Source organism: Pedobacter sp. BS3 (assembly GCF_008274585.1).
Classification (GTDB): Bacteria; Bacteroidota; Bacteroidia; order Sphingobacteriales; family Sphingobacteriaceae; genus Hufsiella_A.
Map to the genome: position 1 here is coordinate 57,080 of NZ_VTRT01000009.1, position 17,040 is coordinate 74,119.

The 17,040-nt window shown below is 44.9% G+C and carries 14 protein-coding genes; 5 read left to right on the forward strand and 9 right to left on the reverse strand.

Features of this window, described 5'->3' with window-relative positions; all coding sequences use genetic code 11:
* Positions 1 to 32 precede the first annotated feature (32 nt).
* The 8 genes from murD to FW774_RS18800 form a co-directional block, all read right to left on the reverse strand.
* Positions 33 to 1,430, reverse strand: coding sequence for a UDP-N-acetylmuramoyl-L-alanine--D-glutamate ligase (murD, locus tag FW774_RS18765; protein WP_149349829.1), 1,398 nt, complete (start codon positions 1,428 to 1,430; stop codon positions 33 to 35).
* Between the two features lie 5 nt (positions 1,431 to 1,435).
* Entirely contained in the window at positions 1,436 to 2,677 is a 1,242-nt protein-coding gene (gene mraY / locus FW774_RS18770; RefSeq protein WP_149349831.1) for a phospho-N-acetylmuramoyl-pentapeptide-transferase, read from the reverse strand.
* An 87-nt stretch (positions 2,678 to 2,764) separates the two neighbouring features.
* The gene (locus FW774_RS18775; RefSeq protein ID WP_149349833.1) at positions 2,765 to 4,225 is read right to left on the reverse strand and encodes a UDP-N-acetylmuramoyl-L-alanyl-D-glutamate--2,6-diaminopimelate ligase; all 1,461 of its coding nucleotides are present in this window, start codon (positions 4,223 to 4,225) and stop codon (positions 2,765 to 2,767) included.
* Positions 4,222 to 6,324, reverse strand: coding sequence for a penicillin-binding protein (locus FW774_RS18780; RefSeq protein WP_149349835.1), 2,103 nt, complete (start codon positions 6,322 to 6,324; stop codon positions 4,222 to 4,224). Before FW774_RS18780 ends, FW774_RS18775 begins: the two co-directional genes overlap by 4 nt.
* A gap of 9 nt (positions 6,325 to 6,333) precedes the next feature.
* Positions 6,334 to 6,753, reverse strand: coding sequence for an FtsL-like putative cell division protein (locus FW774_RS18785; protein ID WP_242457882.1), 420 nt, complete (start codon positions 6,751 to 6,753; stop codon positions 6,334 to 6,336).
* Positions 6,754 to 6,927: 174 nt separating this feature from the next.
* The gene (rsmH, locus tag FW774_RS18790) at positions 6,928 to 7,830 is read right to left on the reverse strand and encodes a 16S rRNA (cytosine(1402)-N(4))-methyltransferase RsmH (protein ID WP_149349838.1); all 903 of its coding nucleotides are present in this window, start codon (positions 7,828 to 7,830) and stop codon (positions 6,928 to 6,930) included.
* Positions 7,823 to 8,287, reverse strand: a complete 465-nt coding sequence (mraZ, locus tag FW774_RS18795) for a division/cell wall cluster transcriptional repressor MraZ (protein ID WP_149349840.1) — start codon at positions 8,285 to 8,287, stop codon at positions 7,823 to 7,825. Before mraZ ends, rsmH begins: the two co-directional genes overlap by 8 nt.
* A gap of 599 nt (positions 8,288 to 8,886) precedes the next feature.
* Complete coding sequence (locus FW774_RS18800; RefSeq protein WP_149349842.1) at positions 8,887 to 9,297, reverse strand: RNA-binding S4 domain-containing protein; 411 nt, start codon at positions 9,295 to 9,297, stop codon at positions 8,887 to 8,889.
* An 85-nt stretch (positions 9,298 to 9,382) separates the two neighbouring features.
* Here FW774_RS18800 and FW774_RS18805 point away from each other — a divergent pair, with 85 nt between their 5' ends.
* The 5 genes from FW774_RS18805 to FW774_RS18825 all read left to right on the forward strand — a co-directional run bounded on the left by FW774_RS18805 (position 9,383) and on the right by FW774_RS18825 (position 13,913).
* Positions 9,383 to 10,201 carry a 2,3,4,5-tetrahydropyridine-2,6-dicarboxylate N-succinyltransferase gene (locus FW774_RS18805; RefSeq protein WP_149349844.1) on the forward strand — a complete coding sequence of 273 codons (819 nt, stop codon included), beginning with the start codon at positions 9,383 to 9,385 and terminating at the stop codon, positions 10,199 to 10,201.
* A complete protein-coding gene (locus FW774_RS18810) occupies positions 10,201 to 11,199 on the forward strand; it encodes a glycosyltransferase family 9 protein (RefSeq protein ID WP_149349846.1) in 999 nt (332 codons plus the stop codon). The genes FW774_RS18805 and FW774_RS18810 overlap by 1 nt, the downstream gene beginning before the upstream one ends.
* Positions 11,189 to 11,755 (forward strand): L-threonylcarbamoyladenylate synthase, encoded by a 567-nt coding sequence (locus tag FW774_RS18815; protein ID WP_149349848.1) that lies wholly within the window; start codon positions 11,189 to 11,191, stop codon positions 11,753 to 11,755. The genes FW774_RS18810 and FW774_RS18815 overlap by 11 nt, the downstream gene beginning before the upstream one ends.
* Positions 11,756 to 11,780: 25 nt before the next feature.
* A complete protein-coding gene (locus tag FW774_RS18820; RefSeq protein WP_149349850.1) occupies positions 11,781 to 13,196 on the forward strand; it encodes a CCA tRNA nucleotidyltransferase in 1,416 nt (471 codons plus the stop codon).
* Positions 13,197 to 13,274: 78 nt separating this feature from the next.
* Complete coding sequence (locus tag FW774_RS18825; protein WP_149349852.1) at positions 13,275 to 13,913, forward strand: IS1096 element passenger TnpR family protein; 639 nt, start codon at positions 13,275 to 13,277, stop codon at positions 13,911 to 13,913.
* Between the two features lie 470 nt (positions 13,914 to 14,383).
* On the opposite strand, the gene FW774_RS18830 is transcribed toward FW774_RS18825, so the two are convergent.
* On the reverse strand, positions 14,384 to 16,882 hold the full coding sequence (locus FW774_RS18830; protein ID WP_149349854.1) for an outer membrane beta-barrel family protein: 2,499 nt from the start codon (positions 16,880 to 16,882) through the stop codon (positions 14,384 to 14,386).
* Positions 16,883 to 17,040 lie beyond the last annotated feature (158 nt).

Below are 17,040 nucleotides of genomic sequence, written 5' to 3' on the forward strand. Positions count from 1 at the left end.
ACCTTAAACCTTACGCCTTCTTCCTCTCCGCCTTACAGCTCCCTCACCGCTTCCTTGAACTGGTTTCCTCTATCCTCGTAATTCCTGAACAGGTCAAAACTTGCACAGGCCGGCGACAGTAAAACGGTATCGCCTTTATGAGCCAGGTGATAAGCCATATTCACGGCATCGTGAGCTGAAAATGTATTTACAATAACTTCTACATCATCTTCAAAAGCATCGTGTATATTTTTATTGTCTTTACCTAAACATACAATAGCTCTTACCTTGCTGCGCACCAGGTCTTTCAGCATGCTGTAATCATTACCTTTATCTACGCCGCCCAGTATCAGCACAACATCGGTTGTCATGCTTTCCAGGGCATACCAGGTAGAATTAACGTTGGTAGCTTTAGAATCGTTGATAAAGTCTATCCCCGATATGCGGGCAACATGCTCCATGCGGTGCTCAATGTTTTTATAGGTACCCATGCTTTCGCGGATGGATTCATTGCGCAACTGCCACACTTTGGAAACAATTCCCGATGCCATGGAATTGTAGATGTTGTGCTTGCCCTGTAATGCTAATTCTGTAATTGACATGGTTAACTGGTCTTTATCGTTAAGGTTTATATGTATGTTATTTTCGTTATCGAGATATGCCCCCGGGTAAACCGGTTTTTTTATGGAGAATGAATAGGTTTTCGCTACCGGATGATAGCGCTCCAGCCCCTTCAGTGTTTCCTCATCATCGGCACAATAAATGAAAACATCATTGGGCGTTTGATTTTGAATGATACGGAATTTGGATGCCACATAATTCTCCATTTTATAATCGTACCGGTCCAGATGGTCGGGTGTAATGTTGAGCAGCACAGCCACATCGGCCCGGAAATTATACATATCATCCAGCATAAAGCTGCTTATTTCCAGCACATAGCAATCAAAATTCTCTTCGGCTACCTGCCTGGCAAAACTGCGCCCGATGTTGCCTGCAAGTCCCACGTTTATGCCTGCATTCTTCAGGATATGATAGGTCAGCATGGTTGTGGTCGACTTACCGTTAGCGCCGGTAATGCAAATGGTTTTAGCCTGGGTATAGCGTCCGGCAAACTCTATTTCAGAGATAACCGGTATTTGCTTTTCTTTTATTTTTTTGATGATGGGCGCCTTGTCTGGTATGCCGGGGCTTTTGACTACCTCATCAGCAGTTAACAGCAGGCTCTCGGTATGCTGCTTTTCTTCGTACGGGATGGCATGCTTATCCAGCTCAGCTTTGTAACCGGCAGCTATCTCACCGAAATCGGATACAAATACATCAAAGCCTTTTTGTTTGGCAAGGATAGCCGCACCTGTGCCGCTCTCGCCGGCACCAAGCACCACAAGCCGTCCTTCCCCGGTTTTTCCCGGAGCGGAAGCAGGTAAAGCCTGTATGTTGTTATCCTTGTTCATTTAATTTATCGCAGTTTCAGCGTTACAATAGTTATTACCGCCAGTATAATTCCCACTATCCAGAAACGTGTCACGATCTTTGATTCGTGGTAACCTTTTTTCTGGTAATGGTGATGTAATGGCGACATTAAAAACACCCGCCTGCCTTCGCCGTATTTCTTTTTGGTGTACTTGAAGTACGATACCTGTATGATTACCGACAGATTTTCTACCAGGAAGATGCCGCATAGGATGGGCACTAACAATTCTTTGCGTATCATGATGGCAAACGCGGCGATAATTCCGCCGATAGCCAGGCTGCCGGTATCGCCCATAAACACCTGTGCCGGGAACGAATTGTACCATAAGAAACCCACGCAGGCTCCTACAAAGGCTCCGGCAAAAATTACCAGCTCGCCGGAGTTCGGGATGTACATGATATTCAGGTAATCGGCTATTACGGTGTTACCTGATACATACGCCAGGATGGCAAGCGTAATGCCCATAATGGCCGATGTTCCCGTTGCCAGCCCGTCTATACCATCGGTGATGTTTGCGCCGTTTGATACCGCCGTTATAATGACGATAACAAAAACCAGGAATACCAGCAGGGCATATTTCTCATATCCCTTACCCAAAAATTTAAGCACTTTGGCGTAATCGAACTCGTTGTTTTTATAAAATGGAATATTGGTTTTTGTTGATTTTACATTCTGGGTAAAATAATACTGGTTGCCACGTTGGTGCACTTCCAACGGGGCTGTGTTTGTGGTAGGCAGCGCAACCTGCTGACGCACCACAATGGCCGGGTGAAAATACATTGTCCAGCCAATGATAAGTGCCAGGCCCACCTGTCCCATAATTTTAAATCTTCCGGCAAGGCCCTCCTTATCCTTTTTAAATACTTTGATATAATCATCTACAAAACCGATAACGCCCATCCAAACCGTGGTAATGAGCATTAAAATGATATAAATATTCTCTAACCTGGCGAACAGCAAGGTAGGAACCAATATCCCCAACAGGATAATAATTCCGCCCATGGTTGGCGTTCCCTGCTTTTGCATTTGCCCTTCCAAACCCAGGTTACGTACGGTTTCGCCTACCTGTTTGGCCCGCAAAAAACGGATAAGCCGGCTGCCATATACGGTTGTAATGATCAGCGACAGAATAACCGACATACTGGTACGGAACGATATGTACTGGAACACGCCTGTACCGGGTATGTTAAATTCTTTATGCAGCCAGATGAACAGATAGTATAACATAATATCAAGTCAAAAATCAAAAGGTAAAACAGGCAACCTGCTTAAAATCACTGACATAAAATAAATTCACAACCATAGTTTCTATATTCAGTTTATATTCATTAACTCTTCTTCCAGGATCTTTTTGTCGTCAAAATCATGCTTCACGCCGTTAACTTCCTGGTACTTTTCGTGACCTTTGCCAGCCAGCAGAATAATGTCACCGGCTTTTGCCAGGTGACAGGCTGTACGGATGGCCTCCTTACGATTGGTAATGTGCAGCACCTTCCGTTTATCTTCGGCATTGAGGCCGGATTCCATATCTTTTAATATTTGCTCCGGGTCTTCGCTGCGTGGATTATCTGAGGTAAGTATCACTTTATCGCTCCAGTTGCAGGCCGTTTTTGCCATCACCGGTCGTTTTGCTTTATCGCGGTCGCCACCACAGCCAATAACTGTAATTACCTGCTCATTCCCTTTGCGGATGTCGTGTATGGTGCTCAGCACATTTTGCACGGCATCGGGCGTATGGGCATAATCTACAATACCGATAATGCCGCCTGCAGAATTGACATAATCAAAGCGACCTTCAGCCCCGCTTAAACGGCTCATGACGGTCAATATCCTGGCCCTGTCCTGCTCCAGCAGCATGGCCGCACCATATACGGCCAGCAGGTTATAGGCATTGAAGCTGCCAACCAGCTTAAACCACACATCCTCGCCATCTATATTCATCAGCAGGCCGTTAAAATGGTCTTCCAGTATGCGACCTTTGAAATCTGCAATATTTTTAAGGCCGTAGGTTTTGATGTGAGCCTGTGTATTTTGCAGCATTACCCGGCCGTGCTTGTCATCAATATTGGTGAGGGCAAATGCCGATCTATCCAGCTTATCAAAAAATGATTTCTTCGCTTTCAGATATGCGTCGAACGTACCGTGAAAGTCCAGGTGGTCATGTGTAAGATTGGTAAATATTCCACCTGTAAAGTGTAAACCGGCTATACGCGACTGTGCTACGGCATGCGAGCTTACTTCCATAAAGCAGTAATCACAACCGGCATCAACCATTTGCCGCAGTAAGCGGTTCAGCACAACCTGGTCGGGAGTGGTGTGTGTAGATGGAATTACCTGACCGTTTACCTGGTTTTCTACCGTAGATATCAAACCGGCTTTGTATCCCAATTCCCTGAACAACTTATACAGCAGGGTGGCTACCGTGGTTTTGCCATTGGTTCCGGTAACACCCACCAACGCAAGTTGCCGCGATGGATGATCATAAAAGCTTGATGCCAGCATCCCCAATGCCTCTGCCGAATTTTCTACCTGAACGTAACAGACACCGGCAAGGAGATCAGCCGGCAACTCCTCGCAAACAATGACTTTAACGCCCTGCTGAATTACCTGGTCAATGTAAGCATGTCCATCGGTAACAGTTCCGCGTACAGCAACAAACAAGGCATCGGCATGTGCTTTACGCGAATCGAATACAATTTCAGAAACGGACACCGCATCCGGCCCATAAAGTTGCTTAACCGGTACATGATGTAATATGTCGCTTAGTATCTTCATTGTAATTCCAGCATGACGATGGCTCCCTTAGCCGCTTTGGCTCCCGGCTCAACCGATTGTTTAACAACTTTACCGCTTCCTTTAACCACAGGCCGTAAACCTGCATTACCTAATAAGTATAAGGCGTCTTTTAAGCCCATGCCTGTAACATCCGGAACCATACCCTCTTTATAATCAATATCCTGGAAGCTGATCCCGTTATTGGTATCAATGGCGTGAATATATTCGCTGTTTGAGGCCAGCAAGGCTTTAATGCCAAATGACTTGTATACATATTGCGTGGCCTGCTTATTTCCCGACTTCGATACAGGCATTTTGGTGTTGCCTACAAACTGCTCTTTACTCACATTATCGTACATCTCGATATCATTGGCGTAAACCTTATCGGCAACTTCGCGGAAAACCGGCCCGGAAACCAGCGCTCCATAATAGGCGCCTTTAGGATTATTGATCACCACGATCATACTGTATTTGGGATTGTTGGCCGGGAAATATCCGCAAAACGATGCCTGGTATCTTCTTACCCGGTAACCGGCACGACCATCGGCAACCTGGGCCGTACCTGTTTTTCCGGCAACACTGTACAAGGGATTCTTTATCACTTCTTTTCCCGAACCTTCCAGCACAACGCCTTCCAGCATTCCTTTCAGTTTTCCAAGTGTTTCATCCGAGCATATTTTCTCATTGATAACCCGAGCCTTAAAAGTTTCTATGGTGTTACCCAAACGGCGTATCTCGCGAACAAATACCGGCGAAATCATCTTACCATTATTAGCCACAGCGTTATATAAGGTAAGCATTTGCAGAGGCGTTATTTTACTTTCGTAACCGTAAGCCATCTGCGGCAGCGTAAGCCCGCTCCATGATTTACTGATTTTAGGATTTTTAATCAACGGCCTGCCTTCACCGGGAATCTGCAAACCCAGCTTCTCATTCAGATGCAGGTCATATAGTTTATCGGTAAACTCCTGTGGATTATCTTTATAATGCTGATAAACCAGCTTAGCCACGGCCACGTTCGATGACACCTCAAAAGCCCGTTTTACGCTGATGATCTGGTTACCCAAATGCGAATCGCGAATGGTATGATTATACACACGGAACGTTCCGCCCTCACAGTCAACTTTGGTGGCAGTATCCAGCTTATGCTGGTCTAACATCGTCAGGTACGATGCCAGCTTAAAGGTAGAACCGGGCTCGGCGCTCTCGGCTATGGCATAATTAAATTTCTCTTCATATTGTCCCTCGCCTACCTTGGTAAAGTTGGCAATGGCCCTGATCTCGCCGGTCGCTACTTCCATGAGTACTACACAACCGTGGTCGGCATCGCTTTTAATCAGTTGTTTACGTAAGGCGTTTTGCGCCAGATCCTGCATATTAATATCAATGGTCGATATAATATCGGCGCCATCTTTGGGTGCGATTTCGGCATCACGGTTAACGGGCATCCAGGCGCCGCCTGCAATACGCTGCATCAGTTGTTTGCCGGTTTCGCCATCAATATAATTACTGTATGCACCTTCCAGACCTACCGGCTGCACATTGGGATTTTTATAGCCAATGGTACGCGATGCAAGGGTTTTAAAAGGCAGAATGCGCTTATTTAGCTGCACCGTTATCAAGCCGCCCTTATACCGGCCCAGGTTAAATATGGGAAATTTCTTAATGACGGCCAGCTCACTGTGCGACACCTTTCTGCGGATCAGGAAATAACGTTCATGATCTTTGCGTGCTTTACGTAGCATACGTGAATATTGTGCCGTGCTTTTATCGCCAAAATAGGCTGACATCTTAGCGGCCAGCGAATCTACCTTTTCGTAAAAAACATCGTCTTTTTCAATGCCGCCGGCCAGCAAATCCATCCGCAGCTCATATTCCGGAACAGAGGTAGCCAGTAAACTTCCATCCACCGAATAAATGTTGCCACGTACAGCCTCAATGTTTACGTACTTTGTCGACAGGCTATCGGCCATAGCCTTCCACCTGGGCCCTTGCACAAACTGAACGTTAAGCAGCTTTATCAAAACAGCAAGCGCAAACAGCACAATCAGCCCGAAGGCGATGTACACGCGAAGCAATATGTCTGTCCTGATATTCATTCTCTATTCCTATTTTCCGTTTCCGGGTATTATAATTTTTTTAGGCGGCTCAACAGATTCTTTTAAGCCCAGGGTATCTACCCGCCTGGCAACTTCCGTTTGCGTACTTTTCAGCATCAGATCGGCTTTTAACGTTTTAAAATCCCAGCTCAACTCTTTCACTTCTTTGCTCAGCTTACCAATATCCCTGATATTGTTTTCGGCAAAATGCCGGTTGCCGATATAGATCATCCCCAAAAAGGCCAGAAATATGATAAAGGGCAGCATTTCTGTAGCCGTTTCTTTGGATATCACCCCATCGGTAAACAGCCCGGTTACAAAGTTTCGCGGAAGCTCAGCTTTCGGTTTTACCTCCGGCTGAGCTTCCTGCTCCACTTCCCCTTTTAATAATTCGTCTTTAAAACGATTATCCATTTCTTTATTTCGCATTGAGATAGCTCACCTCAACCCTCCCAACCGCGTGTCGCCTTAGTTTTAGCGGTGGCGCAAGGGAGGGAGTAAACTGTGCTATTCATCTTGTCTTTTGCATCTGTGTTCTTGTCTCTCTTAGCCTCTTAAACCATCTACCTTAAACCTTCCCCCCTTCAGCCTTCTACCTTACCATTAAATCTTTTCCGCTATGCGCAGCTTTGCGCTACGGGCCCTGTTATTCTGTTTTATTTCTTCTGCCGATGCTGTAATGGCTTTACGCGATACAACCTTTAACGGCTTAATTTCATTACCATAAAAATCTTTCTCCACCTCTCCCCTGAATTTGCCTTTTGCCATAAAATTCTTCACCAGCCGGTCTTCCAGCGAATGGTACGACATAACCACCAGCCTTCCGCCCTGCTTTAATATCTCTACCGACTGTTGCAAAAACTCCTGCAAAGCAGCCAGCTCCTGGTTTACCTCAATGCGTAAAGCCTGAAATACCTGTGCCAGGTATTTATTCTCTTTTCCTTTCGGGATCAGTCCGGCTATGGCCGATTTTAAATCAGCTACCGTATCGATCGGTTTATTCAACCGGGCTGTAACCACCGTTTTAGCCAGCGACCGGGCATTCTGAATTTCGCCGTATTCACCAAACAAGCGGTGCAGCTCCTTTTCGGGATAGGTATTTACAATACCGGCAGCGGTTAGCGTAGCCGACTGATCCATGCGCATATCCAAACCGGCATCAAACCGGATAGAAAACCCCCGCTCTGGCTGATCAAACTGGTGCGACGACACACCCAGATCAGCCAGAATACCATTAACGGTTGGAGCCCCGTGTAAACGGCAGTTATTTTTCAGATAGCGGAAGTTCTGATCTATAAAGGTTAACCGATCATCATTTGGAATATTTTTTTGCGCATCTGCATCCTGGTCAAAGGCCAGCAAGCGACCGCTTTTATTTAAATGCTTGAGTATTTCACGGGAATGTCCGCCACCACCAAAGGTTACATCCACATAAACGCCATCCGGCTTAATGGCCAGCGCATCCATACATTCACGAAGCATTACGGGAGTATGATAATTACTCATCTTCCCTCCTTCCTGCATTACCCATTACTTCTTCTGCCAGGTTAGCAAAGTTTTCGGGCTCATTATCCAGTTGCGCATCGTACGCATCTTTAGCCCAAACTTCTATTTTATTAAACTGGCAGGATAACACCACCTCGTTACCAATGCCTGCATAATCCAGCAGAGCCTTGGGTAACAGCACCCGGTTTGATGAATCGAGCATCAATTCTGATGCACCGCGGGTAAAATAGCGTATAAATTCACGTGTTTTCTTCTCGTATTGATTTAACCGACCCAGGTCTTCCATGATCTTGTCCCACTCCTTACGGGTGTAGATAACCAGATGCTTCTCAAAGCCACGATTGATCACCAAACCGTCTTTTTCGGCCTCAGGAAGCTGCTTCTTGAGGTTCGACGGGATCATCATCCTGCCTTTGGCATCCAGCTTACAATCAAACTCTCCTAAGAAATGAGACATGTATAGTTATACCAATTAAAATCGAAAGTAAAATTAAAGATATTTTCTCCACATAATACCACTTTCCCCCACAAAAAGTTTTCAACAGGTAAAAAATTCCCACCGGAGACCCTAAAAGCGAAAAGAAGGTGGAAGGTAGAAGGCGGAAGGTGAGCGAAGCGAAATCCCGAGTATTCAGGATTGTAAGTTATACGTAGTACGTTTTACGTGGAAGGCGAAAAGCAAAAAGCTGAATAGAAGAAGGGAAATTAAAGGTAACTCAATGAGTTATAGCATGCCCTTACTGACAATTTTAAGAAAGAAGCTAAGAAACTTTCTTAAAAAATACGCCTCGCAGCGCTTTTTGGAAAAACTGGAGAAAAATTCCACGCTGGGACGTCCCTTTGGTAATAATATTTATAAAACTTATACTCAAATCATTAAAGTAAAAAGCCGGAGGCTTAAAAGTAACTGAACGAAGCCGGAGCTTCGCTCAATCACAATTTAACGGTAGTATGAGTTAATTTCATTGTTGATCACACTCTAAAATTTATATATGAACCCTGATTTGTAATAGTCAACATCTCAAATCTCACGTCTGTTATCTCAAATCTAAAAAGTCATTCCTCATCAAACCAGCTATCCGCATCGCCATCCAACAAATCATCTATTTCACGACGATCTTTTTTAGTAGGTCGTCCGGTTCCGCGGTCACGTTTAAGTACCGGTGCATGGAACATAGACTTATAGCTGTAGGTATCTTCTACAGGCGTAATATCTTCATAAAAATTAACAGCCGTTTTGGCATCAACCCGTTTTTCCAACAGGGCTGTAACACGTATCACTTTACGTTCTATGCCTTTTTGCACAGTATACACTTCGCCGATTTTTACTATATGCGATGGTTTAATGGTTTGTCCATCAAGTTTAACACGCCCTGCTTTACAGGCATCTGTAGCAAGACTACGGGTTTTAAAGGCCCGTATTGCCCATAAATATTTATCAATGCGCAGCTTTTCTTTATCGGCCATAATTCAATGTAAGCCTAAAACGTATCGTGATAACATCCAAAATTCCTTAAAAAAATCTTTAATTTGCCACAAAATTTGAAAACACATGATTAACGAGCTGAAAAAATTAATAGAAGATGCCTGGGAAGATCGTACCCTGATTACCTTTAAAGAATACCGTGACGCCATTGAACTGGTTATAGATAATCTTAACAAGGGCGAGCTTCGCGTAGCTGAGCCTGTTGGTAACAGGTGGCACGTTAACGACTGGATCAAAAAGGCCGTAATTCTATATTTTCCGATACGTGAAATGAAGGTAACCGAAGTTGGCCCCTTTGTTTTTTACGATAAAATGAAGCTTAAAACCAACTATAAGGAATTAGGCGTACGGGTTGTGCCTCAGGCATCGGCACGTTATGGCGCTTACCTGGCTAAAGGCGTTATCCTGATGCCTTCTTATGTAAATATTGGCGCTTACGTGGATGAAGGTACCATGGTTGATACCTGGGCTACCGTTGGTTCATGCGCACAAATTGGCAAAAACGTTCACCTTAGCGGAGGCGTTGGTATCGGAGGCGTACTTGAACCGGTGCAGGCATCGCCCGTAATTATTGAAGATGACTGCTTCATAGGCTCACGGGCTATCGTTGTTGAAGGCGTACGCGTTGAACGCGAAGCTGTTCTGGGCGCCAATGTATGTTTAACGGCTTCAACTAAAATTATTGATGTTACCGGCGATATGCCTATAGAGCATAAAGGTTTTGTGCCTTCCCGTTCGGTAGTTATTCCCGGTTCGTATACCAAAAAGTTCCCTGCCGGCGAATACCAGGTTCCATGTGCACTGATCATTGGTAAACGTAAGGAATCCACCGATAAAAAAACATCGTTAAATGATGCCCTACGGGATCATCAGGTAGCCGTGTAATGCCAAAATTTCTCATTATCCAGACTGCCTTCATCGGCGATGTAGTACTGGCTACTGCCATTGCCGAAAAGCTGCATCAGTATTATCCGCATCATCCAATCGATATACTGGTCAGGAAGGGGAACGAAGGACTACTCACAGGGCATCCTTTCATTAGAAAAGTCTGGATATGGGATAAAAAGAAAAACAAATTACGCAACCTGCTTAAACTGGCAGCGCAGGTACGTTCAGAAAAATACGATGAGGTGATCAACCTGCAACGTTATTTTTCGTCGGGTTTATTAACCATTCTTTCAGGAGCAAACACAACAAGAGGGTTCAACAAAAACCCTCTTTCTGCTTTTTTTACAATCACCAAAAAGCATGCGATGACGAAAGATGGCACTCTTCATGAAACCGAACGCAATCAACAACTGATTGCCGACATAACGGATAATTCGGCTGCCATGCCGCGGCTTTATCCATCGGCGGCAGACAGAAAACGTATAGCCGGTCTACAGGCCATGCCTTATATCTGCTGCGCCCCGGCATCCATCTGGTTTACTAAACGATATCCGGAAGAATACTGGATATCCTTTCTTCAGCAGCTGCCATCAGGATTAAAAATATACCTGCTGGGCAGCCCCGGAGACAAGGCATTATGCGAACGGATTATCCACAGTTCCGGCAATAGGGATGCAGTGAATCTCTGCGGCTCGCTTTCATTCCTTGAATCTGCCGCCCTGATGGAAAATGCCAAAATGAACTACGTTAACGATTCTGCACCCCTGCATTTTGCATCGTCGGTAAATGCCCCGGTTACCGCCATATTCTGTTCAACAGTTACTAATTTTGGCTTCGGGCCATTGTCTGACAAAAGGTACATCGTACAAATTGATTATGAGCTGTACTGCCGTCCGTGCGGGCTTCACGGGTATAAAACCTGCCCGCAAAAACACTTTAAGTGCGCTCATGATATTCCACATCATCGCTTAACCGATATCCTGTATGAAAATTGAAATTGATAACGCTCTTAAAATACTGAAAAACGGCGGTATTATTCTTTACCCTACCGATACCATCTGGGGCATTGGCTGCGATGCCACCAATCCGGAAGCTGTAGAACGTATCTACAAGCTTAAAGGCCGTGATGCAGGTAAAAGCATGATCATTTTACTGGATACCGATGCTAAGCTTCCCGGATACGTAAACGAGGTTCCGGACATTGCTTATGATCTGATTGAATATGCAGAACGTCCGCTCACACTGATATTTTCAGGCGCCAAAAACCTTGCCGGGAATGTTATTCACCAGGACGGAACCATTGGCATACGTATTGTAAAGCATGCATTTTGCCAGCAATTGATACAGCGTTTTAAAAAACCTATTGTTTCCACTTCAGCCAACATCAGCGGACAACCTTCGCCAACATCTTTCAGCAATATAGACGAGCAGATCAAAGCCGGTGTTGATTATGTGGTGAATCTTGAGCAGGATGAGCCCGCCACAAACAGGCAGCCGTCAACCATTATGCGTTTAGAGCCCAACGGTCGTTTCGCGTTCATCAGACGTTAAGCGAATCTTTGTATCTTTACTGCGCATGAAACAACATTTGCAATTACCACTGTTTAAATTATTAGGTAAACTCGCCGACGAAACTGAGACCCCGGTATTTGTAATTGGAGGTTTTGTAAGAGATCTTATCCTGAAACGCCCGTCAAAAGACATTGACATCTTAGTAGTTGGCAATGGTGTAAGCTTTGCCGAGCAGGCCGGGAAAATCCTGAATACCAAAGTTTCCGTGTTCCGGAGCTTTGGAACAGCTATGCTGCGCTATAAGGACATGGAAGTAGAATTTGTAGGAGCCCGTAAAGAATCATACCGTACCGATTCACGGAAACCCATTGTTGAGAACGGCACATTAGAAGACGATCAGCAACGTCGTGATTTTAATATCAACGCGATGGCCATCAGCCTGAACCAGTATAGCTTTGGCGAGCTGATCGACCCTTTTGGCGGATTAACCGACATCGAGGCTAAAATAATACGAACACCGCTCGATCCGGCCGTTACTTTTTCTGACGATCCGCTACGCATGATGCGGGCCGTCCGCTTTGCAACACAATTAGGTTTCCGCATCCATCCCGACGCTCTAAGAGCAATTGAGCAGCAAAAGGAGCGCATAAAAATTGTATCGAAAGAACGCATATCCACAGAACTTAACAAGATCATTGCATCGCCCAAACCTTCTGTGGGTTTTAATTACCTGTTTGATACGGGCCTGCTGCACCTGGTTTTCCCACAGATGGCCGCATTGCAAGGCGTAGAGATCATTGAAGGAAAGGGCCACAAGGATAATTTCTATCACACGCTCGAAGTGCTGGATAATATCGCTTCTGTTTCTGACGATCTATGGCTACGCTGGGCTGCCATCCTGCACGATATTGCCAAGCCCGCAACCAAACGTTTTGACAAAAAGCAGGGATGGACATTTCACGGTCACGAAGACCGTGGCGCCCGCATGGTTCCCAAGATATTCGCACAGCTTAAGCTGCCCCTTAACGATAAGATGAAATTTGTGCAGAAGCTGGTTTTGCTGCACCTGCGTCCTATTGTGCTTGCCCAGGATATTATTACCGATTCTGCCGTACGGCGGCTGCTGTTTGAAGCAGGCGAAGATATAGACAGCCTGATGCAACTGTGCCATGCCGACGTAACCACTAAAAACGAATACAAAAAGAAGCGTTACCGCGATAATTTTGAGCTGGTGAAACAAAAGCTCAAAGATGTGGAAGAACGCGACAAGCTCCGTAACTGGCAACCGCCGGTAAGCGGAGAAGATATTATGCAGACCTTCGGCATTAAAGCCGGACGTGAAGTGGGTATGATCAAAAACCAGATCAGAGAAGCGATACTGGATGGCGATATCGGCAATTCCAGAGAGGAAGCTTTACAACTCATGTTGCGCCTGGGTAAAGAGATCGGCTTACAACCCGCGGCAGACTTATCAAAATAATTTCTTAAAACTAATCGCTAAAAAGAGCGTTATTTTTACTCGATTTTTTATTATTTCGCGTTTTAAAAAATTACACACATGGCCATTTATAAGTTCCGGGTTTCTTTTGAGGATTACGACGATATTATCAGAGAGATTGAACTGCGTTCCAATCACACCTTTTTAGATTTTCACCGGACTATCCATCAGTCAACAGGATATGACCCGGAAAAATCCTCATCGTTTTACGTGAGCAACGACCAATGGATAAAAAATGATGAAATTGCATTTTTACCTACCCAACGTAAAGCTGACCGTGGTGTTGCGCTAATGGAAAACTCTAAGCTGAGCGCCTTTATTGACGATCCTCATCAGAAATTTTACTACACCTACAACTTTGACCGGCCTTATGACTTCCATGTGGAGCTAATTAAAATACAGCTCGAAGAAGAAAAAGGAAAAACCTATCCGTGCATATCAAAAAGCATTGGCGATGCTCCTAAACCCCTCACACCATTTTCTGCTACTCCCGCCGCAGCCGCATCATCTGAGGAAGATTTTGATTTCCTGAATGAAACCGAGTACGGTATTGATGATGCTGAAGAGCACCTGGACGATATCGATGAAATGGATGACACTACTCCACATAAAGAGGAAGATGATAATGAGGAGGATGAATTTGCCGATAACGACCATTTTGATAATGGTGAGGATTATGGGCAGGATGAGGATTATTAAACGGCTAAGAAAGGCGTAAGGTTATAAGTTTTAGGTGGTACGTTTTATGGCTGATGGTTACATAGTCCGGAAGTCAGGAAAGACCGGAAGCGGGAAAGGTGGAAGGCAGAAGGTAGTTTATGGCTTATGGTTCATAGTTCATGGCTGATAGTAGTCCGGAAGTCGGGAAAGACCGGAAGCAAGTTTTAATAATTGACAGTGGACAATGGAGAGTTGACAATGTCTGTATGGTTTATAGTTCATAGTCAGGGAAGACGGGAAAAGGTAGAAGGCAGAGGGTTTAAGGCGTAAGGCGAATAACGAACAACAATATAACAATATAACAATTTAGCAATTACATCATCGCACTACCAAGAGGAGAGAGGCCTAACCACCCAACAACGAAAAACGAAAAACTAACAACAACCCTGCTACGTAAAACGTAAAACTTATAACCTTCCCTTACCCCCTCTTCCTCACACCTTCACCTTTTAATTTCCCATCGCACCGCCCTGACCGCCCTGGCTATCGCCTTGTTTCAGGTCATCGTTATTTACGCCGCGTTTCTTTTTCTGTTGCGGGTTAAAGTTCATTTTACCAAAGCTCCAGCTAAAGTTTACCCCTACCGAACGGAACGGCATGGCAAAATCTGACTGCTGGATAACCTGGCCGTTATTCACCCTTGAAGCAAAATGTTTACGTTCATTAAACGGATCGATAACGTTAATGCCGATCTTACCCTTTTTGTTTAATATCTGCTTGTTGAACGATAAAACCCACATACTGAACGAGGGATATTTACCCTGCATGGTACGGCGTGGCGCATTCAAAATCACGAACGTTTCGGCAACAAAGCTTTTCGGCAGCTCGTACGAACCGCTGGCAAACATGTTATACAGCAGGTAAGTTTTATTATCCGGATTGGTTACGCCCTGGAACGCTCCGCTGGCTGCCGGCTTATAGCTGTACAGATTAATGTTTGTGCGAAGAGTTACATTTTTAACCGGCTTGATCTGCCCGAAAAAGCTGCCACCGAAAGAGTTATTACTCCCGGTATTATTAAACGTGGTAAGTGATACGGGGATGGTAATTTCATTACCGTCAGCATCGGTGGTGGTATATGTTTCACGCTGTAAAAAACTCTCAATGATATTGCTGGTATGCTTATAATATACCGATGCATTGATCACCGTGGTTTTAATAAATGTGGAATAATTCAGTTCAACATTCTGGGTTATCTCTGGCGACAAATAAGGATTACCCATGGTCTGATACTGTATATTACTTACATTCCTGAACGGGTTAAGATATTGCAGGCCCGGACGCTGTATCCTTTTTGAATAACTTAACCGGAAGGTATTCATCTTCTTAAAGGTTTTGGATATGGAAACGCTGGGTATAAACGTGGTATAGCTGTTTGAAAATGGCGATAATCCGCTTTGTGGATTACCTGCACTACCTTCAATCCGGGTATTCTCCACACGGGCTCCTCCCTGCAATCCCAGTCCGTTTTTTAACTGGTAGGTCAGCACCGTATAGCCAGCATATACATCCTGGCTGTAATCGTAATTATTAGAAAGAACATTGTTAAAAGTATATTCTCCCGAAATCTGTTTATAGAAATCGTTGTCGCTGTTAATATCCCGTAAAATGGTTTTACCGCCGGCTTCTAATTTGAATTTATCAGTAATGGGCAGCGAATAGTCCAGTTGGATGGTATATTCATCATTTATCGCATCATTGTTTCCTTTCTGGTTAGCATACAAACGGTCATACAACGTAGAAAAATCGGTTGACATATTGCCATAGCTCCACTGTCCGGCAAGCGTTACCTCATGGCCATCCTTTTTAAATTTCCGGGTATAATCGGCATTCCAGTCAAAACCACCGAAATGCGTGGTATTATCATTGCTCTGGTTATAGGCATCGCCATAGTTCTGGTTATACGTATTACCATCGGTAGAAAATTGCGTCTGGTTAAACCGGATACCGGTAGATACACTGTTAAACTTATTAAAATCATACGCTACGTTACCCGAACCTACATAGGCATAACGTTTTACCCTGCTGGTTCCATCCTGGTAGGTTTGTACATTACCAGCGGCATCCGAAATGGAATTGCTCACCAAACTGGTTTGCGGCCAGGTGAGGTTCCCGCCAAAGTTTCCGCTTACGCTCAGCCGGTTATGATTTACGTTCAGGTTGGCATTGCCATTGTTCTGCCGGGTTCCCATACCACCGCTTACAGAGCCGCTCACGCCCGACATCTCTTTCTTTTTAGTGATGATATTGATAATTCCTGCCGAGCCTTCTGCGTCATACTTGGCCGATGGACTGGTTATCACTTCCACACTTTTGATCTGGTCTGCCGGAAGCATTTTCATGGCATCAGCAGCACTGGCAGCCACAGCGCCCGACGGCTTTCCGTTGATCAGTATCTTCACGCTCTGGCTTCCCCGCAGCGATACATTTCCATCCTGGTCAACAGAAACCATAGGTACTTTACGCAGCACATCGCCCGCATTGCCTCCGGCAACGGTAGCATCTTTCTCGGCATTGTACACGGTTTTATCTACCCGGTTTTCAATCACGGGCGCTTCGCCGGTAACTGAAACGGCATTGAGCAGGTTTGCCCCCGGCGCAAGAATAACCGTACCTAAACTTTTATCAGGACGTTTGGCAGTAGTTGTAACCGGGTCGAATGTCTTCACCGAATAGCCGATAAACGTAATGGTTACTTTATAATTCCCGGGGCTTACATTATCGAATTTAAAATTTCCTTTTTCGTCGGTCAGAGTTCCGTTTAGCGGCACCTTGCCTTTGCTGCGATATAAGGTTACGGTAGCGTAATCCAGCGGTTTACGGGTTAAAGAATCGGTTACGGAACCGGAAATACGGCCCGTTATGGTTGAGCCTCCCATCCCCGGGATCTGGGCATTGGCAATATTGCATAAAAACAGGGCGCTGATCAGCAAATAAATAAACTTCATGAATGTATCCTTTTTGGAAAATTAGGCGCAAAAGTAGGTTGTTTGTTACAATTACTTCCGCTATGATCCATAATTATGATAACAATAAGGTTACATCATGGAGCTAATGCCTCGTCTGATTAAGAGTAAGGATTAAAAGCAAGAGAGGCTGTCTCAAA

Coding starts and splice junctions, on each gene's coding strand:
- FW774_RS18815 (WP_149349848.1), top strand. CDS start 11,189: ATGAAAATTGAAATTGATAACGCTCTTAAAATACTGAAAAACGGCGGT.
- rsmH (WP_149349838.1), bottom strand. CDS start 7,830: ATGAGTAATTATCATACTCCCGTAATGCTTCGTGAATGTATGGATGCG.
- mraY (WP_149349831.1), bottom strand. CDS start 2,677: ATGTTATACTATCTGTTCATCTGGCTGCATAAAGAATTTAACATACCC.
- FW774_RS18775 (WP_149349833.1), bottom strand. CDS start 4,225: ATGAAGATACTAAGCGACATATTACATCATGTACCGGTTAAGCAACTT.
- FW774_RS18780 (WP_149349835.1), bottom strand. CDS start 6,324: ATGAATATCAGGACAGACATATTGCTTCGCGTGTACATCGCCTTCGGG.
- murD (WP_149349829.1), bottom strand. CDS start 1,430: ATGAACAAGGATAACAACATACAGGCTTTACCTGCTTCCGCTCCGGGA.
- FW774_RS18825 (WP_149349852.1), top strand. CDS start 13,275: ATGGCCATTTATAAGTTCCGGGTTTCTTTTGAGGATTACGACGATATT.
- mraZ (WP_149349840.1), bottom strand. CDS start 8,287: ATGTCTCATTTCTTAGGAGAGTTTGATTGTAAGCTGGATGCCAAAGGC.
- FW774_RS18805 (WP_149349844.1), top strand. CDS start 9,383: ATGATTAACGAGCTGAAAAAATTAATAGAAGATGCCTGGGAAGATCGT.
- FW774_RS18830 (WP_149349854.1), bottom strand. CDS start 16,882: ATGAAGTTTATTTATTTGCTGATCAGCGCCCTGTTTTTATGCAATATT.
- FW774_RS18810 (WP_149349846.1), top strand. CDS start 10,201: ATGCCAAAATTTCTCATTATCCAGACTGCCTTCATCGGCGATGTAGTA.
- FW774_RS18785 (WP_242457882.1), bottom strand. CDS start 6,753: ATGCGAAATAAAGAAATGGATAATCGTTTTAAAGACGAATTATTAAAA.
- FW774_RS18800 (WP_149349842.1), bottom strand. CDS start 9,297: ATGGCCGATAAAGAAAAGCTGCGCATTGATAAATATTTATGGGCAATA.
- FW774_RS18820 (WP_149349850.1), top strand. CDS start 11,781: ATGAAACAACATTTGCAATTACCACTGTTTAAATTATTAGGTAAACTC.